Source organism: Pseudomonas sp. NPDC089554, assembly GCF_050280645.1.
Classification (GTDB): Bacteria; Pseudomonadota; Gammaproteobacteria; order Pseudomonadales; family Pseudomonadaceae; genus Aquipseudomonas.
This window is the reverse complement of record NZ_JBNNVR010000050.1, coordinates 20,333-38,468: the sequence shown is the minus strand read 5'-3', so window position 1 is coordinate 38,468 and position 18,136 is coordinate 20,333. Positions and strand designations below refer to the sequence as shown.

At 62.7% G+C, this 18,136-nt stretch carries 15 protein-coding genes and 5 tRNA genes; 13 read left to right on the top strand and 7 right to left on the bottom strand.

Annotated elements, in window-relative coordinates:
- The 8 genes from alaS to mgtE form a co-directional block, all read left to right on the top strand.
- Nucleotides 1–2,130: alanine--tRNA ligase (alaS, locus tag ACQKPE_RS15865; protein WP_427667260.1), on the top strand; the 2,130-nt coding region annotated here is incomplete at its 5' end.
- Between the two features lie 84 nt (nt 2,131–2,214).
- Entirely contained in the window at nt 2,215–3,450 is a 1,236-nt protein-coding gene (locus ACQKPE_RS15860; RefSeq protein WP_427667258.1) for an aspartate kinase, read from the top strand.
- A 168-nt stretch (nt 3,451–3,618) separates the two neighbouring features.
- Complete coding sequence (gene csrA / locus ACQKPE_RS15855) at nt 3,619–3,807, top strand: carbon storage regulator CsrA (protein ID WP_003254503.1); 189 nt, start codon at nt 3,619–3,621, stop codon at nt 3,805–3,807.
- Between the two features lie 72 nt (nt 3,808–3,879).
- Nucleotides 3,880–3,970, top strand: a tRNA-Ser gene (locus ACQKPE_RS15850).
- Between the two features lie 108 nt (nt 3,971–4,078).
- Nucleotides 4,079–4,155: transfer RNA gene (locus ACQKPE_RS15845), tRNA-Arg, on the top strand.
- A gap of 72 nt (nt 4,156–4,227) precedes the next feature.
- A tRNA-Arg gene (locus tag ACQKPE_RS15840) sits at nt 4,228–4,304 on the top strand.
- Nucleotides 4,305–4,376: 72 nt separating this feature from the next.
- Nucleotides 4,377–4,453: transfer RNA gene (locus tag ACQKPE_RS15835), tRNA-Arg, on the top strand.
- 353 nt (nt 4,454–4,806) lie between these two features.
- Nucleotides 4,807–6,249, top strand: coding sequence for a magnesium transporter (mgtE, locus tag ACQKPE_RS15830; protein WP_427667257.1), 1,443 nt, complete (start codon nt 4,807–4,809; stop codon nt 6,247–6,249).
- Nucleotides 6,250–6,313: 64 nt separating this feature from the next.
- Here the strand turns inward: mgtE and ACQKPE_RS15825 are convergent, their stop codons facing one another.
- Nucleotides 6,314–6,640: an Arc family DNA-binding protein gene (locus ACQKPE_RS15825; RefSeq protein ID WP_029613963.1), complete on the bottom strand. Its 327-nt coding sequence runs from the start codon at nt 6,638–6,640 to the stop codon at nt 6,314–6,316.
- A 670-nt stretch (nt 6,641–7,310) separates the two neighbouring features.
- Here ACQKPE_RS15825 and ACQKPE_RS15820 point away from each other — a divergent pair.
- Nucleotides 7,311–7,382, top strand: a tRNA-Arg gene (locus ACQKPE_RS15820).
- Nucleotides 7,383–7,466: 84 nt separating this feature from the next.
- Here ACQKPE_RS15820 and ACQKPE_RS15815 read toward each other — a convergent pair.
- On the bottom strand, nt 7,467–8,033 hold the full coding sequence (locus ACQKPE_RS15815) for a hypothetical protein (protein WP_427667255.1): 567 nt from the start codon (nt 8,031–8,033) through the stop codon (nt 7,467–7,469).
- Between the two features lie 187 nt (nt 8,034–8,220).
- Between ACQKPE_RS15815 and ACQKPE_RS15810 the strand changes: the two genes are divergently transcribed.
- The gene (locus ACQKPE_RS15810; protein ID WP_427667253.1) at nt 8,221–9,219 is read left to right on the top strand and encodes a sensor domain-containing diguanylate cyclase; all 999 of its coding nucleotides are present in this window, start codon (nt 8,221–8,223) and stop codon (nt 9,217–9,219) included.
- A 3-nt stretch (nt 9,220–9,222) separates the two neighbouring features.
- Here the strand turns inward: ACQKPE_RS15810 and ACQKPE_RS15805 are convergent, their stop codons facing one another.
- On the bottom strand, nt 9,223–10,101 hold the full coding sequence (locus ACQKPE_RS15805; protein WP_427667251.1) for an SDR family NAD(P)-dependent oxidoreductase: 879 nt from the start codon (nt 10,099–10,101) through the stop codon (nt 9,223–9,225).
- A gap of 45 nt (nt 10,102–10,146) precedes the next feature.
- On the bottom strand, nt 10,147–11,250 hold the full coding sequence (locus ACQKPE_RS15800) for a Gfo/Idh/MocA family protein (RefSeq protein WP_427667250.1): 1,104 nt from the start codon (nt 11,248–11,250) through the stop codon (nt 10,147–10,149).
- A gap of 246 nt (nt 11,251–11,496) precedes the next feature.
- Between ACQKPE_RS15800 and ACQKPE_RS15795 the strand changes: the two genes are divergently transcribed.
- The 3 genes from ACQKPE_RS15795 (at nt 11,497) to ACQKPE_RS15785 (ending at nt 14,353) form a co-directional block, all read left to right on the top strand.
- A complete protein-coding gene (locus tag ACQKPE_RS15795; RefSeq protein ID WP_427667248.1) occupies nt 11,497–12,414 on the top strand; it encodes an AraC family transcriptional regulator N-terminal domain-containing protein in 918 nt (305 codons plus the stop codon).
- Between the two features lie 353 nt (nt 12,415–12,767).
- A complete protein-coding gene (locus tag ACQKPE_RS15790; protein WP_427667246.1) occupies nt 12,768–13,634 on the top strand; it encodes a hypothetical protein in 867 nt (288 codons plus the stop codon).
- On the top strand, nt 13,631–14,353 hold the full coding sequence (locus tag ACQKPE_RS15785; protein ID WP_427667244.1) for a TylF/MycF/NovP-related O-methyltransferase: 723 nt from the start codon (nt 13,631–13,633) through the stop codon (nt 14,351–14,353). The genes ACQKPE_RS15790 and ACQKPE_RS15785 overlap by 4 nt, the downstream gene beginning before the upstream one ends.
- A 69-nt stretch (nt 14,354–14,422) precedes the next feature.
- Here ACQKPE_RS15785 and lpdA read toward each other — a convergent pair whose 3' ends face one another.
- The 3 genes from lpdA to ACQKPE_RS15770 are packed head-to-tail and all read right to left on the bottom strand — an operon-like array spanning nt 14,423 to nt 18,135.
- Complete coding sequence (gene lpdA / locus ACQKPE_RS15780; protein WP_427667243.1) at nt 14,423–15,802, bottom strand: dihydrolipoyl dehydrogenase; 1,380 nt, start codon at nt 15,800–15,802, stop codon at nt 14,423–14,425.
- Between the two features lie 2 nt (nt 15,803–15,804).
- Entirely contained in the window at nt 15,805–17,076 is a 1,272-nt protein-coding gene (locus ACQKPE_RS15775; RefSeq protein ID WP_427667242.1) for a dihydrolipoamide acetyltransferase family protein, read from the bottom strand.
- Complete coding sequence (locus ACQKPE_RS15770) at nt 17,077–18,135, bottom strand: alpha-ketoacid dehydrogenase subunit beta (protein WP_427667241.1); 1,059 nt, start codon at nt 18,133–18,135, stop codon at nt 17,077–17,079.
- Nucleotide 18,136: the final 1 nt, after the last annotated feature.

Genomic DNA, 18,136 nt, shown 5'->3' with positions numbered 1-18,136 from the left:
GCTGCTCAACAGCCCCCAGGCCCTGCGCGCCACCAAGGACCTGCTACGCGAGGTCGATGCTACCACGGCGCCGACATCTGGGGCGGCCCACCCGGCTCGCCGGAGGAAGACGGCGACCGCTACATCGAGATCTGGAACAACGTCTTCATGCAGTTCAACCGCACTGCCGATGGCGTCCTGCACCCGCTGCCAGCGCCGTCGGTGGACACCGGCATGGGCCTGGAGCGCATCAGTGCGGTGATGCAGCACGTGCACTCGAACTACGAGATCGACCTGTTCCAGAACCTGCTGACCGCCGCCGCCAAGGCCATTGGTTGCAGCAACGACGGCCAGGCTTCCCTGAAGGTGGTTGCCGACCACATCCGTTCCTGCGGCTTCCTGATCGCCGATGGCGTGCTGCCGTCCAACGAAGGCCGTGGCTACGTGCTGCGCCGCATCATTCGCCGCGCCTGCCGTCACGGCAACAAGCTGGGCGCCAAAGGCAGCTTCTTCTACCAGATCGTCGCCGCCCTGGCCGCCGAGATGGGCGAGGCCTTCCCTGAGCTGAAAAACCAGCAGGCGCACATCGAGCGCGTGCTCAAGGCCGAGGAAGAGCAGTTCGCCAAGACCCTGGAGCAGGGCCTGCGCATCCTCGAGGCGGACCTGGCCCAGTTGCAGGGCAAGGTCGTACCGGGTGACGTGGTGTTCAAGCTGTACGACACCTATGGCTTCCCCATGGACCTGACCGCCGATATCGCCCGTGAGCGCGAGCTGACCATCGACGAAGCGGGCTTTGAGCGCGAGATGGACGCCCAGCGCGAGCGTGCCCGCTCCGCCAGCGCCTTCGGCATGGACTACAACAGCCTGGTCAAGGTCGACGTGGCCACCGATTTCCTCGGCTACGACGCCACCGAAGGTCAGGGCAAGATCATCGCCCTGTACAAGGATGGCCAGTCCGTCGACCAGTTGGGCGAAGGCGAGCAGGGTGTCGTGGTCCTCGACCGCACCCCGTTCTACGCCGAGTCCGGTGGCCAGGTCGGTGACACCGGCTTCCTGCAGGCCGGCGCTGCGCGCTTCGACGTGCGCGACACCACCAAGACCGGCGGCGCCTTCCTGCACCACGGCGTGGTCGCCAGCGGTGCGCTGGTGATCGGCTCGCCGGTCGAGGCCAAGGTCGATGCCGAAGTCCAGCACGCCACCTCGCTGAACCACTCCGCCACTCACCTGCTGCACGAAGCGCTGCGCCAGGTGCTGGGCGAGCACGTACAGCAGAAGGGCTCGCTGGTCGACAGCCAGCGCCTGCGTTTCGACTTCAGCCACTTCGAGGCGGTCAAGCCCGAGCAGATCAAGGCCCTGGAAGACATCGTCAACCGCGAAGTGCGCAAGAACACCGCAGTCGAAACCGAGCTGACCGATATCGAAACCGCCAAGGCCAAGGGCGCCATGGCCCTGTTCGGCGAGAAGTACGGCGACACCGTGCGCGTGCTGAGCATGGGCGGCGACTTCTCGGTAGAGCTGTGCGGCGGTATCCACGCCAAGCGCACCGGCGATATCAGCCTGTTCAAGATCATCAGCGAGGGCGGTGTGGCCTCGGGTGTACGCCGTATCGAGGCGGTCACCGGGGCTGCAGCGCTGGCTTACCTGAACGCTGCCGAAGAGCAGGTCAAGGAAGCCGCCCAGCTGGTCAAGGGTAACCGTGAAAACCTGATCGACAAGCTGTCGGCTGTGCTCGAGCGCAACCGCCAGCTGGAGAAGCAGCTCGAACAGCTGCAGGCCAAGGCCGCCAGCGCCGCCGGGGACGATCTCTCCAATGCGGCCGTTGAGGTCAAGGGCGCCAAGGTGCTTGCCGCACGCCTGGATGGGCAGGACGGCAAGGCCCTGTTGGCCCTGGTCGATCAACTGAAGAACAAGCTCGGCCATGCAGTGATCCTGCTGGGCAGCGAGCATGAGGGCAAGGTCGTGCTGGTGGCCGGCGTGACCAAGGACCTCTCCGGCCAACTCAAGGCTGGTGATCTGATGAAGCAGGCCGCTGCAGCGGTCGGCGGCAAGGGCGGTGGCCGTCCGGACATGGCTCAGGGCGGTGGCGTCGACGTCGCCGCGCTGGACCAGGCCCTGGCACTGGCCGTGCCGTTCGCCGAGCAGGGGCTTTAAGATGAAGTGGCCCGCTGTCTAGTAGCGGGCCGTTTCATGTTGGATTGATTACTGGGTGCCCTTCGTGGGCTGAGGCACTTTGAAATGGCGTTGATCGTACAGAAATTTGGCGGCACCTCCGTCGGCTCCGTCGAGCGGATCGAGCAGGTGGCCGACAAGGTCAAGAAACACCGTGACGCTGGCGATGACCTGGTGGTTGTACTGTCGGCCATGAGCGGGGAAACCAACCGCCTGATCGACCTGGCCAAGCAGATCAGCGATCAGCCGGAGCCTCGTGAGCTGGACGTGATCGTCTCGACCGGCGAGCAGGTGACCATCGCACTGCTGACCATGGCCTTGATCAAGCGTGGCGTACCTGCGGTGTCCTACACCGGCAACCAGGTGCGTATTCTCACCGATAGCTCGCACAACAAGGCGCGCATCCTGCAAATCGACGACCAGAAGATCCGCGCTGACCTCAAGGCCGGCCGTGTGGTGGTAGTCGCCGGTTTCCAGGGTGTCGACGAGCAGGGCAGCATCACCACCCTGGGCCGTGGCGGCTCGGACACTACCGGCGTGGCCCTTGCGGCAGCGCTGAAAGCCGATGAGTGCCAGATCTACACCGATGTCGATGGCGTCTACACCACCGACCCGCGCGTTGTACCTCAGGCTCGCCGCCTGGAGAAGATCACCTTCGAAGAGATGCTGGAAATGGCCAGCCTCGGTTCCAAGGTGTTGCAGATCCGCTCGGTTGAGTTCGCCGGCAAGTACAACGTTCCGCTGCGCGTGCTGCACAGCTTCAAGGAGGGTCCGGGTACCCTCATTACCATTGATGAAGAGGAATCCATGGAACAGCCGATCATTTCCGGTATCGCCTTCAACCGTGATGAAGCGAAGCTGACCATTCGTGGCGTCCCGGATACCCCGGGCGTTGCCTTCAAGATCCTCGGCCCGATCAGCGCCGCGAACATCGAAGTGGACATGATCGTGCAGAACGTTTCGCACGATAACACCACCGACTTCACCTTCACCGTGCACCGCAACGAGTACGAGAAGGCCCACAGCGTGCTGGAGAACACCGCACGCGAGATCGGCGCCCGTGAAGTGATCGGCGACACCAAGATCGCCAAGGTGTCCATCGTCGGTGTCGGCATGCGCTCCCACGCGGGTGTGGCAAGCCGTATGTTCGAGGCCTTGGCCAAGGAGAGCATCAACATCCAGATGATCTCCACCTCCGAGATCAAGGTTTCGGTTGTCATCGAAGAGAAGTACCTCGAGCTGGCGGTACGTGCCCTGCACACTGCCTTCGAGTTGGACGCGCCTGCCCGACAGGGCGAGTAAGGCGTTGCCTCAAGGGCGCGGCCATGGCCGCGCCCTTCGTGTTTCTGGCTGTCGTGGCGTTTCCTGTCCGTTCGCCGCGCGGTTGCGCAAAGCTTGCGTCGTCGTCCCCGATGCAGGTCGTACAAACCAAAAGACTGTTGTCCCTGAGAATTGCGTGAGGAGAAAACGATGCTGATTTTGACTCGTCGGTGCGCCGAGAGCCTGATCATTGGTGATGGTGAAATCACAGTTACGGTCCTGGGTGTCAAAGGCAACCAGGTTCGTATCGGCGTGAGCGCGCCCAAGGAAGTGGCGGTCCACCGTGAGGAAATCTACCTGCGGATCAAGAAAGAGAAGGACGAGGAGCCAAGCCTTTAATTTTTTTGAAGTTTTTTTCAAAAAAAGGGTTGCAAACGAGGAGGGGTGTGTTTAATATTCGCCTCGTGTTGCGGTGAGGTGGCCGAGTGGCCGAAGGCGCTCCCCTGCTAAGGGAGTATACCTCATAAGGGTATCGGGGGTTCGAATCCCCCCTTCACCGCCATTTTTCGTGTAGGGCGCTTTAAATCGCCAATTTGGCTTAAGTCGTTGAAATTGAACGAAAAAGTACTTGGCAAAACGATTTGGCGAACTATAATGCGCGGCAAGACACGGACTCATAGCTCAGCTGGATAGAGTACTCGGCTACGAACCGAGCGGTCGGAGGTTCGAATCCTCCTGAGTCCGCCATTTAATGTGGCGGTTCTTCTTCGGAAGGCGCAACATTTCACCAGTGGTAACCTGGTCTAAAACTACCTATACGGACCCATAGCTCAGCTGGATAGAGTACTCGGCTACGAACCGAGCGGTCAGAGGTTCGAATCCTCTTGGGTCCGCCACTTCTTGAAGTGGCTTTGCTTGCGAAGCGCTTCAGTCAACCAGTGGTAACCTGGTCTAAAACTACCAATCCCGGACTCATAGCTCAGCTGGATAGAGTACTCGGCTACGAACCGAGCGGTCGGAGGTTCGAATCCTCCTGAGTCCGCCATATCAAAAAGCCCGCTTTCATAGCGGGCTTTTTCTTTTCCGTCATTCACCTATTTGTCAGCACTGCCCAGCTAGACTCCAGCGCAGGGTAGCTGATGCCAATGTGCTTTTTCGTTCGAATCTACCGTCGCACTGTTAGCTTCGAGCGTTGTCATAGCTTTATCGCGCAAACGCTTGTTCCAGCCAAAAATTTAAGCGATCTGACCGCCCAGGCAGTGTATGATTGCGCCCGTCAGCCCCGCCGGGGCTTGTGGAAAACCACCATGGACTTACCCAGTAGTTACTCGCTAATACGCTTCATACAGCCAGATTGATTCTCCCGGCGTGCTCCACTGCTGGGAGTGGAGTTCGCCTATGACCGAAGTAGAAGTAAAGAAAGCTCAGGAAAGCCTGCAGGATCGCCTTGCCCAGGTGATTGAGCTGCTGCAGCGCCAGCGCCTGGTGGAAGACCTGACGCACCGTCAGGAGGGCTACCACAACGACCTGGTGGAGAACCTGGTCCACCGGCAGAACCTCGTCGAACTGCAACGCAAGCTCGACGACCTGCACCCCGCCGACATCGCCTACATCCTTGAAGCCTTGCCGCTGGAAGACCGCCTTTCGGTCTGGCAGCTGGTGCGCTCGGACCGTGACGGCGACATCCTGCTCGAAGTTTCCGACGCTGTCCGCCAAACCCTGATCGCCGACATGGACGATCACGAGCTGCTCGCCGCTGCCAAGGAAATGGACGCCGACGAACTGGCCGACCTGGCGCCGGAACTGCCGCGTGACGTTGTCCATGAGCTGATGGAAAGCCTCGATGCCCAGCAGCGCGAGCGTGTGCGCTCGGCGTTGAGCTACGACGAGGAACAGATCGGCGCACTGATGGACTTCGAGATGGTGACCATTCGCGAAGACGTCAGCCTGGAAGTGGTCCTGCGCTACCTGCGCCGCCTCAAGGAGCTGCCAAACCATACCGACAAGCTGTTCGTGGTCGACTACGACGGCATCCTCAAGGGTGTGTTGCCGATCAAGCGTCTGCTGGTCAACGACCCGGAGAAGAAAGTCGCGGAGGTCATGGCGACCGACCCTGTCAGCTTTCACCCTGACGAAGATGCCTACGATGCGGCGCAGGCCTTCGAGCGTTATGACCTGGTATCTGCACCAGTGGTGGACAAGGACGCCCGCCTGATCGGCCGTCTGACCATCGACGAAATGGTCGACCTGATCCGTGAGGAAAGCGAGACCGAAGTGCTCAACATGGCCGGTCTGCGCGAAGAGGAAGACATCTTCGCCTCGGTCTGGCGCTCATTGCGCAACCGCTGGGCGTGGCTGGCGATCAACCTGATCACCGCGTTTGTTGCCTCGCGGGTCATTGGCTTGTTCGAAGGCTCGATCGAGAAGCTGGTTGCCCTGGCAGCCTTGATGCCGATCGTGGCGGGCATCGGCGGTAACTCCGGCAACCAGACCATCACCATGATCGTGCGCGCCATGGCGCTGGACCAGGTCAGCCCCGGTAATACGACGCGGTTGATGCGTAAAGAGCTGGCTGTGGCTTTGATCAATGGCTTGGTCTGGGGCGGGGTGATCGGCGTGGTCGCCTACCTGCTCTACGGCAGCTGGTCGCTGGGTGTGGTGATGACGGCGGCAATGACGCTGAACCTGCTGCTTGCGGCGTTGATGGGCGTGCTGATCCCGATGACCCTGGCGCGCCTGGGGCGCGACCCGGCAATGGGGGCCAGTGTGATGATCACGGCCATGACTGACAGTGGCGGTTTCTTCATTTTCCTTGGCCTTGCGACAATCTTCCTGCTCTGAGGGTTTTTCCGCGGGCACAAAAAAAGCCAGCATCAGCTGGCTTTTTTCATGGGCGGTTGAAACCTCAGGAGGCGTCGGCGGCCATTTCCACATCGTGAGCGATGAGGGCGACCAGTGCGTTCTGCTGGCGGTGGGTGAGCTGGCGGAAGCGTTGCAGCAGCTCGCGTTCATGCAGGGAGAGTTCAGGGCTGTCCAGGCGCATGCTCAGCTCGTCGCCCAGTGCGCCTTCCTGGATAAGGCTTTGCTCCAGGCGGGCAATGATCTCGGAGTTCATGCTGCGGTGATGGTTGCGCGCTACCTCGGCAATGCGCTCACGCATCCCGTCTGGCAGGCGGACGACAAACTTGTCAGCGGTGCGGCTCGAATAGATAGCCTGTTTCATTGGGCGCATATAAATTGACCGGTTGTTCTGGTTCAGGGGAAGCGGTTCTCAAATTGGCCGCACGGTGAAGGCTACGACCGTGGCGACGACAAAATGTTCAACCGTGATGTGATTTTGGGTGCTCATCTTGCCTCAAGGTCGCCGTTTCCTTGGCGTCAAATCTGTGACAAATAGTGAGCCGGGTAAAGGCTTTTTGCCAGTACCAATTATCAGAAATGAGCACTGGTTTGAAAAGTTTTACTCTTTCCGCTTTACCCGACCGTCAGTTCTTTGCCGTCAAAATCTGGTAAATGACGACAAAGGATAGGGAAAAGTGCTGGAATGCGCTGCCTTCCCTACTACTGAGCATAGTGGCTATGCAACATGGCGCAAGCAATAGCCGACGCGGTCAAGGCGCCTGAAATTTCAGTTTTGACCTACGTATTCTGGAAAAGATTCCCTGGTCCGGGCAGCGCGGGTGCAATTGAATGACGAAGCGGTGGGAACCGCTCCATCTCTCGATACCTGCCCCGCGCAGGCGATCGGCGTGGGGCGGGTTTCGCTGAAAAGGATTACACGCAAAAGGCCGATCCAGGCATGACAAATACTTGATCGCTGGTTAACATGCTCGCCGCTGTCCCGCAGTATCCCTGGCGCTTTCTCCAAGCCCTTGATACTGCGTAGAATACGCGGCCTCGATGTCCCCTTAGTTCAACGGATAGAACAAGCCCCTCCTAAGGGCTAGATGCTGGTTCGATTCCAGCAGGGGACACATTCTCTCGCTTCATTGCCTTCCCTAAGCTTAAGCCAGCCCCGAGGCTCCCGGCGTCGTACCGGTCGCCCCAGGTCATGCTGATCAGACTGCCAATGCCTCCTGCTTCTCTCGCGCCTGCCTGGCCTGCGCCGGGTCGCTGATACCGGACAGACGGTTTGCTTCGCTGGCAACCTCCACCTGCTGGACCTTGGCCTGGGCCTTGGCCTCGATCTCATCCTTCATACGCTGGGCGATCTGTTGGTCGATGGCTTCGCGCTGCTCCGGTGGCAGCGCGTTGTACTCGTCCTCGGTCAGGCCCAGCTCTGCCAGCAGCTTGTTCTTGATCATCTCCTCGGGGGTCTTGTCCATCAGGTCGCGGAACGCTTCGGTGGCACTGCCCGAAGGCACGTTGGACGTGCTCGCGCCAGCGGCCTGGCGGGCTGCGACATCCGGGTTCTGCAGGAGTACCTTGAGCTTGGCGAAGGCTTCCTGGCGGGCATCTTCGGCTTGCTGTTGCGAAGTGCTGCCCTGGCTGTTCTGCTCGCCGGATGCCTTGCCGGTCGCCAGGGGCAGGCGAAATTGCATGAGCTCGGCCAGCGCTTGTTCGTTGCCAGCACGTAGTGGCTGCTGAACGGCATTCTGCCAGCCCAGGCCTGTGATACTTAGCATGTTGTCATCTCCTTGAAAGGGGTACAGCCCTGGCACCTGCGCAAAAGCTGTGCCATTGGCGCAACGTCAGGAAAAGCAAGGGTTTGCGACTATTCTTGGCGGCGCTTCAGCGGTATGTTTGCCAGCGAGGGGAACAGGCTTGCCGCCAGCGGCAAGCAGGCGGTGGCGGGGCAGCGGGGGAGCATCCATGAGCGAGAACGACAAGCCGGTACCGGCGGGCTTCAGCGATCAGCAATTGCATACATTGTTCGAGTTGGTCAGCGATGGCATCTGGGACTGGGATGCCAACACCGGCTATGTCTATCGCAACCCTGGCTGGTACCAGATGCTCGGCTACCCAGTCCATTCCATGGCCAACAACGTGCTGACCTGGGAGAGCGTCATCCACCCGCAGGACCTGGCGCGGGTGATGGCGCACTTCGAGGCGTACATCAACCGACGCAACGAGCGCTACCGCATCGAATACCGCTGCCGCTGCCAGGACGGCAGTTACCTGTGGGTCGAAGACAGCGGCCATGTCATCGCGCGTAACGAGGACGGCTCGGTGGCGCGCATGCTCGGTGCCCATCGCAACATCGACGCCGGCAAGCGCCTGGTGGCCGAGCTGCAGCAGAAGAACCTGTCGCTGGAGGCCCAGGTGGCCGAGCGCACCCGCGAGCTGTCGTGGGTCAACCAGCAGCTGCAGCGCCAGCTCGATGAGAACCGTGAGCTGGCCGAGCGCGATGCCTTGACGCGCATGGCGAACCGCTACCGCCTGGAGAAGACCTTGCAGCAGGAGTGCGAGCGTGCGCGGCGCTATCGCCTGCCGTTTGCGCTGATCGCCATGGACCTGGACGACTTCAAGCCGATCAACGACCGTCATGGCCATGCCTGTGGCGATGCGGCGCTGATCGAAGTCGCCGACCGCATCCGAGCCTGCCTGCGGGCGCAGGATTTGCCGGTGCGCTGGGGCGGCGACGAGTTCGCCGTGGTGCTGCCAGGTACTGTACTGGCCGAGGCCCTGCAAGTGGCCGAGGCCATCAGCCAGAATATGGCGGGTTTTACGCCGATAGGTGAGTGCAGGCTGACCATGAGCTACGGCGTCGTGCAGTGGCAGGACGGCGACGACCCGGTCGGCTTGCTGGCGCGGGCCGACCAGGCGCTGTACCGGGCCAAGGCGGCCGGCAAGAATATGATCGCGCAGTGACTGTCAGGCGTTGAAACCTGCATCCACGGTGACTACCGACCCCGTCATGAAATGCGCAGCGGGGCTGGCAAGGTAGGTCACGGCAGCGCCGATATCGGCAGGCGTACCGTATTTGCCCAGCGAGGTGAGCCGACGGTTGGGTTCGGCCCATTCGCCATCAGCCGGGTTCTGGTCAGTATCGATCGGCCCGGGCTGCACCAGGTTCACGGTGATGCCTTGCGGGCCGAGCTCCCGGGCAAGCCCGCGGTTGAAGGCCAGCAGCGCCGACTTGGACATCGAGTACACGGTCAGGTTGGGGTAGGGCACCCGTTCGGCCAGGCATGAGCCGATGGTGATGATCCGTCCACCTTGCTTGAGGTGGGGAATGGCCGCTTGTGCAGCCAGGGCGGCGGAGCGAGAGTTCACGTTCAGCAGCGCGTCGATGTCTTCGAAGCTCATCTGGGCCAAGGGGCCGGAGCGGGCGATGCCTACGTTGTTGACCAGGATATCGAGCCCGCCGAGGCGCTTTACCGTGTCCTCGACCGAGCGTCGTATGGCCGCCGGGTCCGCACTGTCGGCCTGTACGGCCAAGCCACGGCGACCCATGGCCTCGATGGCTTTCACCACCTCGGCGGCCTTGTCGGGCGAGCGCCAGTAGGTGATCACCACATCCGCCCCCTTGGCCGCCAGTGCCAAGGCGATACCGGCGCCGATCCCTCGCGAGGCGCCGGTGACCAGTGCGCGTTTCCCCAGCAGATCCAGGGTTGGCGTTTCGCCTTGACCTGCGCGGGTGCCGACCTGCGCTGCGGCGGTCAGCGAAGAGGCCGCGGCGGCGGCGAGGCCTGTGGCGGCAGCGGCCAGTACATGACGTCGGGTGGTTCCAGATGGCGCTTGAGAGTTCATGGTGGCGGTCCTCGAACGATGTGATGGGGTGGATGGCAGGTCAGGTCAGGCGAGGTTGGTTTGGCGCTGCCCGGTAACAGCGGCGCGCTCGACAGCCGCGACCAGGCGGCTGTTGTGCAGGGCATGGGCAAAGCCTGGCGTGTGATGAGTGCCGGCCTGCAGGTCGCGTGCAAGGGAGGCATACACTTCGCCCACGTTGATCGAGGCACCGGCCCAGAACGCCGCGGCAGTTGGACCGACCCCGCTGGCGACGGGCGCCTGCGGAGCGGGGAAGTCGACATTGGCGGACAGTTGCAGGTCACCGACCTGCACCCCCGCCAGGTGGTTGCCGGTCAACTTCAGCCAGCCCCGGGAGCCCCGTACATGCAGGCTGAAATGCGCATCGTCGGCCGACACGTTGGCCAAGACTTGAATGCTCACCGACGCGCCGCTGGCGGTCTTGGCGATCATGTCAAGGTGGTCGGGGATCTCGCGCACCGAGGTTTCCCCCGTGTCGACGATTTCAATGTCTGGCCAGAGCAGCTCGGTACGTGCATCGACTTCGGTGATGTTGCCCAGGACCGCCTCGACAACGTCCAGCACGTGGCCGGTGGTGATCGTCAGGAAGCTGGCGCCCGAGGCAGCCTTGTTGAAGTAGTCGTAGGCCTGGATGGCCTGCGGCCCATAGGCGATGGTGGTAGCGCTGACCTGTGCCGAGAGGATTCGCCCCAGCTTGCCCGAGGCAATCAGCTCAGCCGCACGCCGGGCCGAGGGGTTGTGCCGCCCCTGCAAGCCGATGGCGGTATGCAGCGAGCCCGCCGCCTTGGCCATCTCTTCGGTTTGCGCCAGGCTCGCGCCCAGCGGGGCTTCGCAGTACACCGCCTTGCCCGCTGCCAGCGCCGACAGTACCAGTGCCTTGTGGGCCGGGACCTTCACCGCGACGGTGACGATATCGATGTTGTCGTCGCTGATCAGCGCATAGGGGTCGGCGAACCAGCGCTCGACCCCGAAGGCTGACGCCGCCGCTTTCGCGCTTTCTTCGCGGCGGGTGGCCACCGCCGCCAGCTCCAGCGAAGGCTGCGAGCGCAGGGCGGGGATGTGGGAGGCACCCGCCCAGCTTGCCTGGGTGTCAGCACCGATGATTCCTACCTTGAAGGTTCTTTGCGTCATTTCCATGCTCCGGGAAGTTGCTGCGTTGTGGGCCCAGAATAGGAAGGTGCTGTGCGCATCGGCTATGCAGTTTCAATCAGCGGCTGATGCACTTCTCTCAAGGCGTGTTGGCGCCGCGCTTGAGCTGATTGCGCACACTGTTGATAGAAAATGCGTAGTGTTGTCGGACGTTCGGTGGTGAAGTAGCCACACGTCGGGTTTACCCTTCATCCTTTCAACCGGCCCTGTAACCGAGGACCTCGAGCCATGGTGACTGCAACATTCGCCGACCTTCTGCAGGCCATCGAGCGCCATGCGCGCTATGACTACGTGACGCCCATCGACGGGCTGAAGGTGGGCCGCACCGACCAGCCTTCGGAGGTCGGGCATTCCATCTACCAACCCTCGTTCGGGGTGGTGGCGCGCGGTGTGAAGGAGTTGATGGTCGCGGAAGTCGCCTTCCACTATGCCGCTGGCGACTCTCTGGTGTGCGCGGCCGATGTGCCGGTCACCTCGCAGGTGACCATGGCGAGCCCTTCGGCCTGCTACCTGGCGATCCACCTGGAGATCGACCCGGCGGTGGTTGCCGACCTGCTGCGTGAGCGTGCAGGCATGCGCCCGAAAGCCGACGCGACCTTCGTGGCCTGCAAGCACGCCCTGGACCCGGAGCTGTACGACCCGCTCATCCGCTTGCTCGCGCTGCTGGACAAGCCTCGGGATATTGCCGTCATGGCGCCATTGATTCGCCGCGAGATCACCTGGAAGCTGCTACAGACCGAGCACGGCCCGCTGCTCAGCCAGTTGGCGTTCGCCACCGGCCATGCCGCGCGGATCGGCAGGGCCACCGCGTGGATCAGGGAGCACTACATGCACATGCTGAACATTTCGGCGCTCGCCGACATGGCCAGCATGAGCGTTCCGAGTTTCCACCGGCATTTCAAGGCGGTCACCTCGATGTCGCCGCTGCAGTTCCAGAAACGCGTACGCCTGCAAGAGGCGCGGCGCGGGCTGTCGAGTGCCGACAGTATTTCGTCGGTGGCCTACGGCGTGGGCTACGAGAGCATTTCGCAGTTCAACCGTGACTACCGCCGCCTGTTCAAACTCACCCCCAGTGACGATGCCGCGACACTGCGCGCCACCTTCAGTCGTGACCTCGGGACAGACCTGGAAACTGTCCTGGCATAGAAAAGGCCGCTCGGCCAATTCTGCGAAAGCCACCCGCGCCGGTTCGATGGATGAAAACACATCCACGAGCCGGCGTTCTTGTGCATGGTCTAGGGTTACCGGGGCAGTGAAGCGTTCGTCATGAAGATAAAGAATGACTTCTCGGCAACCCATGACGAGCCTTAAAGTTTCCTGCCGGCATGCCGATCTTTAGGTCACTGGCGCACGGGCCATGCACCCGTAGCGCCGAGGGTTGGAGTTCCTGCCCTGTGTGGCAGGGGACGTCGCCTTGCGTCCGCTTCAATTCATGCCTCGCTACCGGTTTACGCAGCCTGGGCTGGGCATTGGTCTCAATGAGTTCTGAAGGGGCAAGTATGAATTTTTATGTCAACCAGGTGAAAAACAAGCCGGACTACCGGGCAGGCCTGTTCAAGGGCGACATCTTCCTGGAGACCGGCCTTGGCAATGCGCACCAGCTGTGCGCCCTGGCCCGGCAAAGCATCACCGCCGCGTTCGATGGCGAAACCGACCACCAGTCGCTGCACAAGCTGATGCCGGTGGAAACCTTCGTCGAGCGCGTTACTCAGCTCAAGCGCCAGTTCACCAACGGCCCTGAGGCAAAGACGTTGATCCGCGACTTCATTCGCGAGATCGGCGCCGACCCGAAAGACTACATCTTCGATGTGCCTCGCGTGCGTGTGGTGCCCAACTACGACTACCTGCACGCGGGCGTGAGCTACGCCTACAAGCCGCACCGCGATACCTGGTACGGCAGCGTGGAAAGCCAGGTCAATACCTGGATGCCGGTGTACAGCATCGAGCCTGAACAGACCATGATGATCAACCCGGCCTACTTCGAGCGCCCGGTACAGAACAGCTCGGCCCAGTGGAGCCTGGATGACTGGATCAACGTGCAGCGCCACAAGGCTTCGCAGAACATCACCGAAGAAACCCGCGTGCACCCGGTGCCGCTGGAGGACATCGACACCAGCGCCGAGCTGCGGGTGGCGGCCAACAGTGGCGAGATGCTGATCTTCTCGGGCGCCCACCTGCACGGCACCGTGGCCAACTTCACCGACAAGGTGCGCTTCAGCGTGGACTTTCGTCTGATCCACCTGCAAGACTTGCTGCTCAAGCGCGGCGCGCCGAACGTCGACAACGGCTGTTCGGACGCACAGGCCGGCTTCAAAGACTTTTTCAATGCCAGCGACTTTTCGCAATTCCAGGGAGTTAACCCATGACCAAGCGTCGCCTGACTGCTGCTGAGGTCGAGTACAACGAAAAGCGCGCTAGCGTGCTCAGCCGTGTCGATGCGCAATACGTGGCTGACGCGCCATTCGTGTTCGCCAACCGTATTGCCGTGACCGCTGCGCTGTCGCGCATCGAGCTGTTCAAGATGGTCCAGGACATTCCCGGCGCCATCGTCGAGTGCGGTGTGTACAAAGGCAACTCGTTGATGCTGTACATGCAGCTTTCGATGATTCTGGAGCCCTACGCGATCAACCGTTCGATCATCGGTTTCGACACCTTCGGTGGCTTTGCCAGCATCGATGCCGAGCAGGACCCGGCGGACATCAACGAAAGCATGTTCTCCGACACCGACGAAACCCTGATCCAGGACATGATCGAGGCCAACGACCTGATCCGTCCGGTCAACCGCATTCCGCGCTGCGAGATCGTCAAGGGCGACATCCTGGAGACCGTGCCGGCCTTCGTGAAGACCCGTCCTGACCTGGTGGTGGCGATGCTGATCCTCGACACCGACCTGTACAAGTCGACCAAGGTAGCGCTGGAAACCTTCCTGCCCTACATGCCCAAGGGTGCGATCGTGGTGCTGGACGAAGTGGCCTACCGCAACTTCCCGGGCGAGACCCAGGCGTTGCGTGACGTGCTGGACCTGAACAAGGTCGAGCTCAAGCGCCTGCCGTTCGATTCTTCGGTGGGTTACTTCCGCGTGTGACCTGACGCGAAAGTGCATGAAAAAAGACCCGTGGCGCCGTGAGGCGCTACGGGTCAAGCCGCTTCAGTTTCAGATATGCAGTGCGTGGCCCAGCGCGCGCAGTGCCGCCTCTTGCACCGCTTCACCCAGGGTCGGGTGTGCGTGAATGGTGCCCGCCACATCTTCCAGTCGAGCCCCCATCTCCAGCGATTGGGCGAAGGCCGTGGACAGTTCCGAGACCGCCACGCCCACGGCCTGCCAGCCGAGGATCAGGTGGTTGTCACGACGCGCGACCACGCGCACGAAACCACTTTTCGACTCCAGGCTCATGGCTCGGCCATTGGCCGCGAAGGGGAACTGCGCCACCAGGCAGTCGATGCCTTGCTGGCTGGCCTGCTCGGGCGTCGTGCCGGCCACCACCACTTCCGGGTCGGTGAAGCACACCGCGGCAATGGCCGTGGGCTCGAAGCGCCGGGCCTTGCCGGCGATCAGCTCGGCGACCATTTCGCCTTGGGCCATGGCGCGGTGCGCCAGCATTGGCTCGCCCGCCACGTCGCCAATCGCCCAGACGTTGCGCATGCTGGTCTGGCAGCGCTCGTCGATGGCGATGGCATTACCGTTCATTTTCAGCGCCAGGCTTTCCAGGCCGAAGCCCTGGGTCCGTGGGCGGCGGCCCACGGCCACCAGCACCTGGTCGGCCTCGAGTTGCAACTGGCCGCCTTCAGCGTCGTCAGCCAGCAACTTGCCACCTTCATAGCCTTTGACGCTGTGGCCCAGGTGCAGGGCGATACCCAGTTTCTTCAACGACTCGGCCACTGGCGCGGTCAGCTCGGCGTCGTAGGTCGGCAGGATGCGTTCGCGCGCTTCTACCACGCTGACCTGGGCGCCGAGCTTGCGGTAGGCGATACCCAGCTCCAGCCCGATATAGCCGCCGCCGACCACCACCAGGTGCTTGGGCAGCGCCTTGGGTGCCAGGGCCTCGGTGGAAGAGATCACTGCGCCGCCCAGCGGCAGCATCGGCAGTTCGACGCTGCTGGAGCCGGTGGCCAACAGCAGGTGCTCGCACTGGATGCGTTGGCCATCGACCTCGACATTCTTGCCGTCGAGGACCTTCGCCCAGCCATGGATCACCTTCACGCCATGTTTCTTCAGCAGCGCCGCGACGCCGGTGGTCAGGCGGTCGACGATGCCGTCCTTCCACTCGACGCTGCGGCCGATGTCCAGGCGCGGCGACTCGACGCTGATGCCCAGCGGCGAGTCGCCGGTGTAGCGGCTGGCCTGGTGGAACTGTTCGGCCACGTGGATCAGCGCCTTGGACGGGATACAGCCGATGTTCAGGCAAGTACCGCCCAGCGCCTGGCCTTCGACCAGCACGGTGGGAATGCCAAGTTGGCCTGCGCGGATGGCGGCCACGTAGCCGCCAGGGCCGCCACCGATGATCAGCAGGGTGGTATCGAGGATCTGTTGCATGCTCACTCCACGAACAGGCAGGCGGGCTGTTCCAGCAGGCCGCGCACGGCCTGGATGAACAGGGCAGCGTCCATGCCATCGACCACGCGGTGGTCGAAGGAACTGGACAGGTTCATCATCTTGCGCACGACGATCTGGCCGTCGACCACCATGGGCCGTTCGACCATGCGGTTGACGCCGACGATCGCCACTTCCGGGGTGTTGACCACCGGCGTGCTGACGATGCCACCCAACGCGCCGAGGCTGGTCAGGGTGATGGTCGAACCGCTCAGTTCCTCGCGGCTGGCCTTGTTGTTGCGTGCAGCGTGGGCCACGCGGGCGATCTCGCTGGCGTTGCCCCACAGGCTGCCGGCCTCGGCATGGCGCAGCACCGGCACCATCAGGCCGTTGTCGCCTTGGGTGGCGATGCCCACGTGCACCGCGCCGTGGCGGGTGATGACCTGGGCTTCGTCGTCGTAGGTGGCGTTGATCTGCGGGAAGTCACGCAACGCCACGACCATGGCCCGTACCAGGAACGGCAGCAGGGTGAGCTTGCCGCGCGCCTCGCCATGCTTGGCGTTGAGTTGCTGGCGCAGGGCCTCCAGGTTGGTCACGTCGATTTCCTCGACGTAGCTGAAATGCGCGACCCGGCGCTTGGCGTCCTGCATGCGCTGGGCGATCTTGCGGCGCAGGCCGATCACCTGCACCTGTTCGCTGTCGGTACGCTTGGCGTAGCCGCCCGGCGCTTGCCCTGCGTGGGTCTGCGGCTTGCTGATGAAGGCGTCGAGGTCTTCGTGCAGGATGCGCCCAGCCGGGCCGCTGCCGTGCACGTAGCGCAGCTCGATACCGGCATCCAGGGCGCGCTTGCGCACGGCAGGGGAGGCCAGCGGTTTGTCGTGGGCCTCGCGCGGCACGATGGGCGCCGCCTCGCGAGTGACCGCCGGTTGCGCGGCCTGGGGCTGTGCCTCGAGCCGTGGCGCGGGTGCTGCGGCGACGGGCGCAGCCGGGGCCTCGGCGGGCTTGGGCTGCGGCGTGTCGACATGGTTGCCGCTGCCTTCCACCTCAATGCGGATCAGCTCGCTGCCCACTGCCATCACTTCACCGGGCTGCCCGCCCAGCGCCAATACCTTGCCGCTGACCGGCGAAGGAATTTCCACGGTGGCCTTGTCGGTCATGACATCGGCCACCACCTGGTCCTCGGCGATCACATCGCCGACTTTCACGAACCATTCCACCAACTCGACCTGCGCGATGCCTTCGCCGATGTCCGGCATCTTGATGACGTGCGTGCCCATTCAGACCTCCATGACCCGTTTCAATGCCGCACCTACCCGCGAAGGGCCGGGGAAATAGGCCCATTCCTGTGCGTGGGGGTAGGGGGTGTCCCAGCCGGTGACGCGCTCGATGGGCGCTTCGAGGTGATGGAAGCAATGCTCCTGCACCAGCGACACCAGTTCGGCGCCGAAGCCGCAGGTACGGGTGGCCTCGTGGACCACCACGCAGCGGCCGGTCTTCTTCACCGAGGCGACGATGGTGTCCAGGTCCAGCGGCCAGAGGCTGCGCAGGTCGATGACCTCGGCGTCGACACCGGTCTCCTCGGCGGCCACCTGGGCCACGTAGACGGTGGTGCCGTAGGTCAGCACGGTGACGTCGTTGCCGGGGCGGGTGATGGCTGCTTTATCCAGCGGCACTGTGTAGTAGCCATCCGGCACGGCGCTGTGCGGGTGCTTGGCCCAGGGCGTTACCGGGCGGTCGTGGTGGCCGTCGAACGGGCCGTTGTACAGGCGCTTGGGCTCCAGGAAGATCACCGGGTCGTCGCATTCGATCGAGGCGATCAGCAGGCCTTTGGCGTCGTAGGGGTTCGAAGGCATCACCGTACGCAGGCCGCACACCTGGGTGAACATCGCCTCGGGGCTCTGGCTGTGGGTCTGGCCGCCATAGATGCCGCCGCCACAGGGCATGCGCAGGGTCAATGGCGAAATGAACTCGCCGGCCGAGCGGTAGCGCAGGCGCGCCATCTCCGAGACGATCTGGTCGGAGGCGGGGTAGAAGTAGTCGGCGAACTGAATTTCCACCACCGGGCGCAAGCCATAGGCACCCATGCCCACGGCGGTGCCGACGATGCCGCTTTCGGAGATTGGCGCATCGAATACGCGCGACTTGCCGTACTTGGTCTGCAAGCCTTCGGTGCAGCGGAACACGCCGCCGAAGTAACCCACGTCCTGGCCGTAGATCACCACGTCCTCGTCGCGTTCGAGCATCACGTCCATGGCCGAGCGCAGCGCCTGGATCATGGTCATGGTGGTGGTGGACATGGCGGTTTCCGGGTTGATGCTGTTGTTATGGTCGTTCATC

Bases quoted from the DNA above. Each gene is read 5' to 3' on its own strand.
- ACQKPE_RS15810 (WP_427667253.1), top strand. From the start codon at position 8,221: ATGAGCGAGAACGACAAGCCGGTACCGGCGGGCTTCAGCGATCAGCAA.
- ACQKPE_RS15775 (WP_427667242.1), bottom strand. From the start codon at position 17,076: ATGGGCACGCACGTCATCAAGATGCCGGACATCGGCGAAGGCATCGCG.
- ACQKPE_RS15785 (WP_427667244.1), top strand. From the start codon at position 13,631: ATGACCAAGCGTCGCCTGACTGCTGCTGAGGTCGAGTACAACGAAAAG.
- lpdA (WP_427667243.1), bottom strand. From the start codon at position 15,802: ATGCAACAGATCCTCGATACCACCCTGCTGATCATCGGTGGCGGCCCT.
- ACQKPE_RS15800 (WP_427667250.1), bottom strand. From the start codon at position 11,250: ATGACGCAAAGAACCTTCAAGGTAGGAATCATCGGTGCTGACACCCAG.
- mgtE (WP_427667257.1), top strand. From the start codon at position 4,807: ATGACCGAAGTAGAAGTAAAGAAAGCTCAGGAAAGCCTGCAGGATCGC.
- ACQKPE_RS15805 (WP_427667251.1), bottom strand. From the start codon at position 10,101: ATGAACTCTCAAGCGCCATCTGGAACCACCCGACGTCATGTACTGGCC.
- ACQKPE_RS15770 (WP_427667241.1), bottom strand. From the start codon at position 18,135: ATGAACGACCATAACAACAGCATCAACCCGGAAACCGCCATGTCCACC.
- csrA (WP_003254503.1), top strand. From the start codon at position 3,619: ATGCTGATTTTGACTCGTCGGTGCGCCGAGAGCCTGATCATTGGTGAT.
- ACQKPE_RS15860 (WP_427667258.1), top strand. From the start codon at position 2,215: ATGGCGTTGATCGTACAGAAATTTGGCGGCACCTCCGTCGGCTCCGTC.
- ACQKPE_RS15815 (WP_427667255.1), bottom strand. From the start codon at position 8,033: ATGCTAAGTATCACAGGCCTGGGCTGGCAGAATGCCGTTCAGCAGCCA.
- ACQKPE_RS15795 (WP_427667248.1), top strand. From the start codon at position 11,497: ATGGTGACTGCAACATTCGCCGACCTTCTGCAGGCCATCGAGCGCCAT.
- ACQKPE_RS15825 (WP_029613963.1), bottom strand. From the start codon at position 6,640: ATGCGCCCAATGAAACAGGCTATCTATTCGAGCCGCACCGCTGACAAG.
- ACQKPE_RS15790 (WP_427667246.1), top strand. From the start codon at position 12,768: ATGAATTTTTATGTCAACCAGGTGAAAAACAAGCCGGACTACCGGGCA.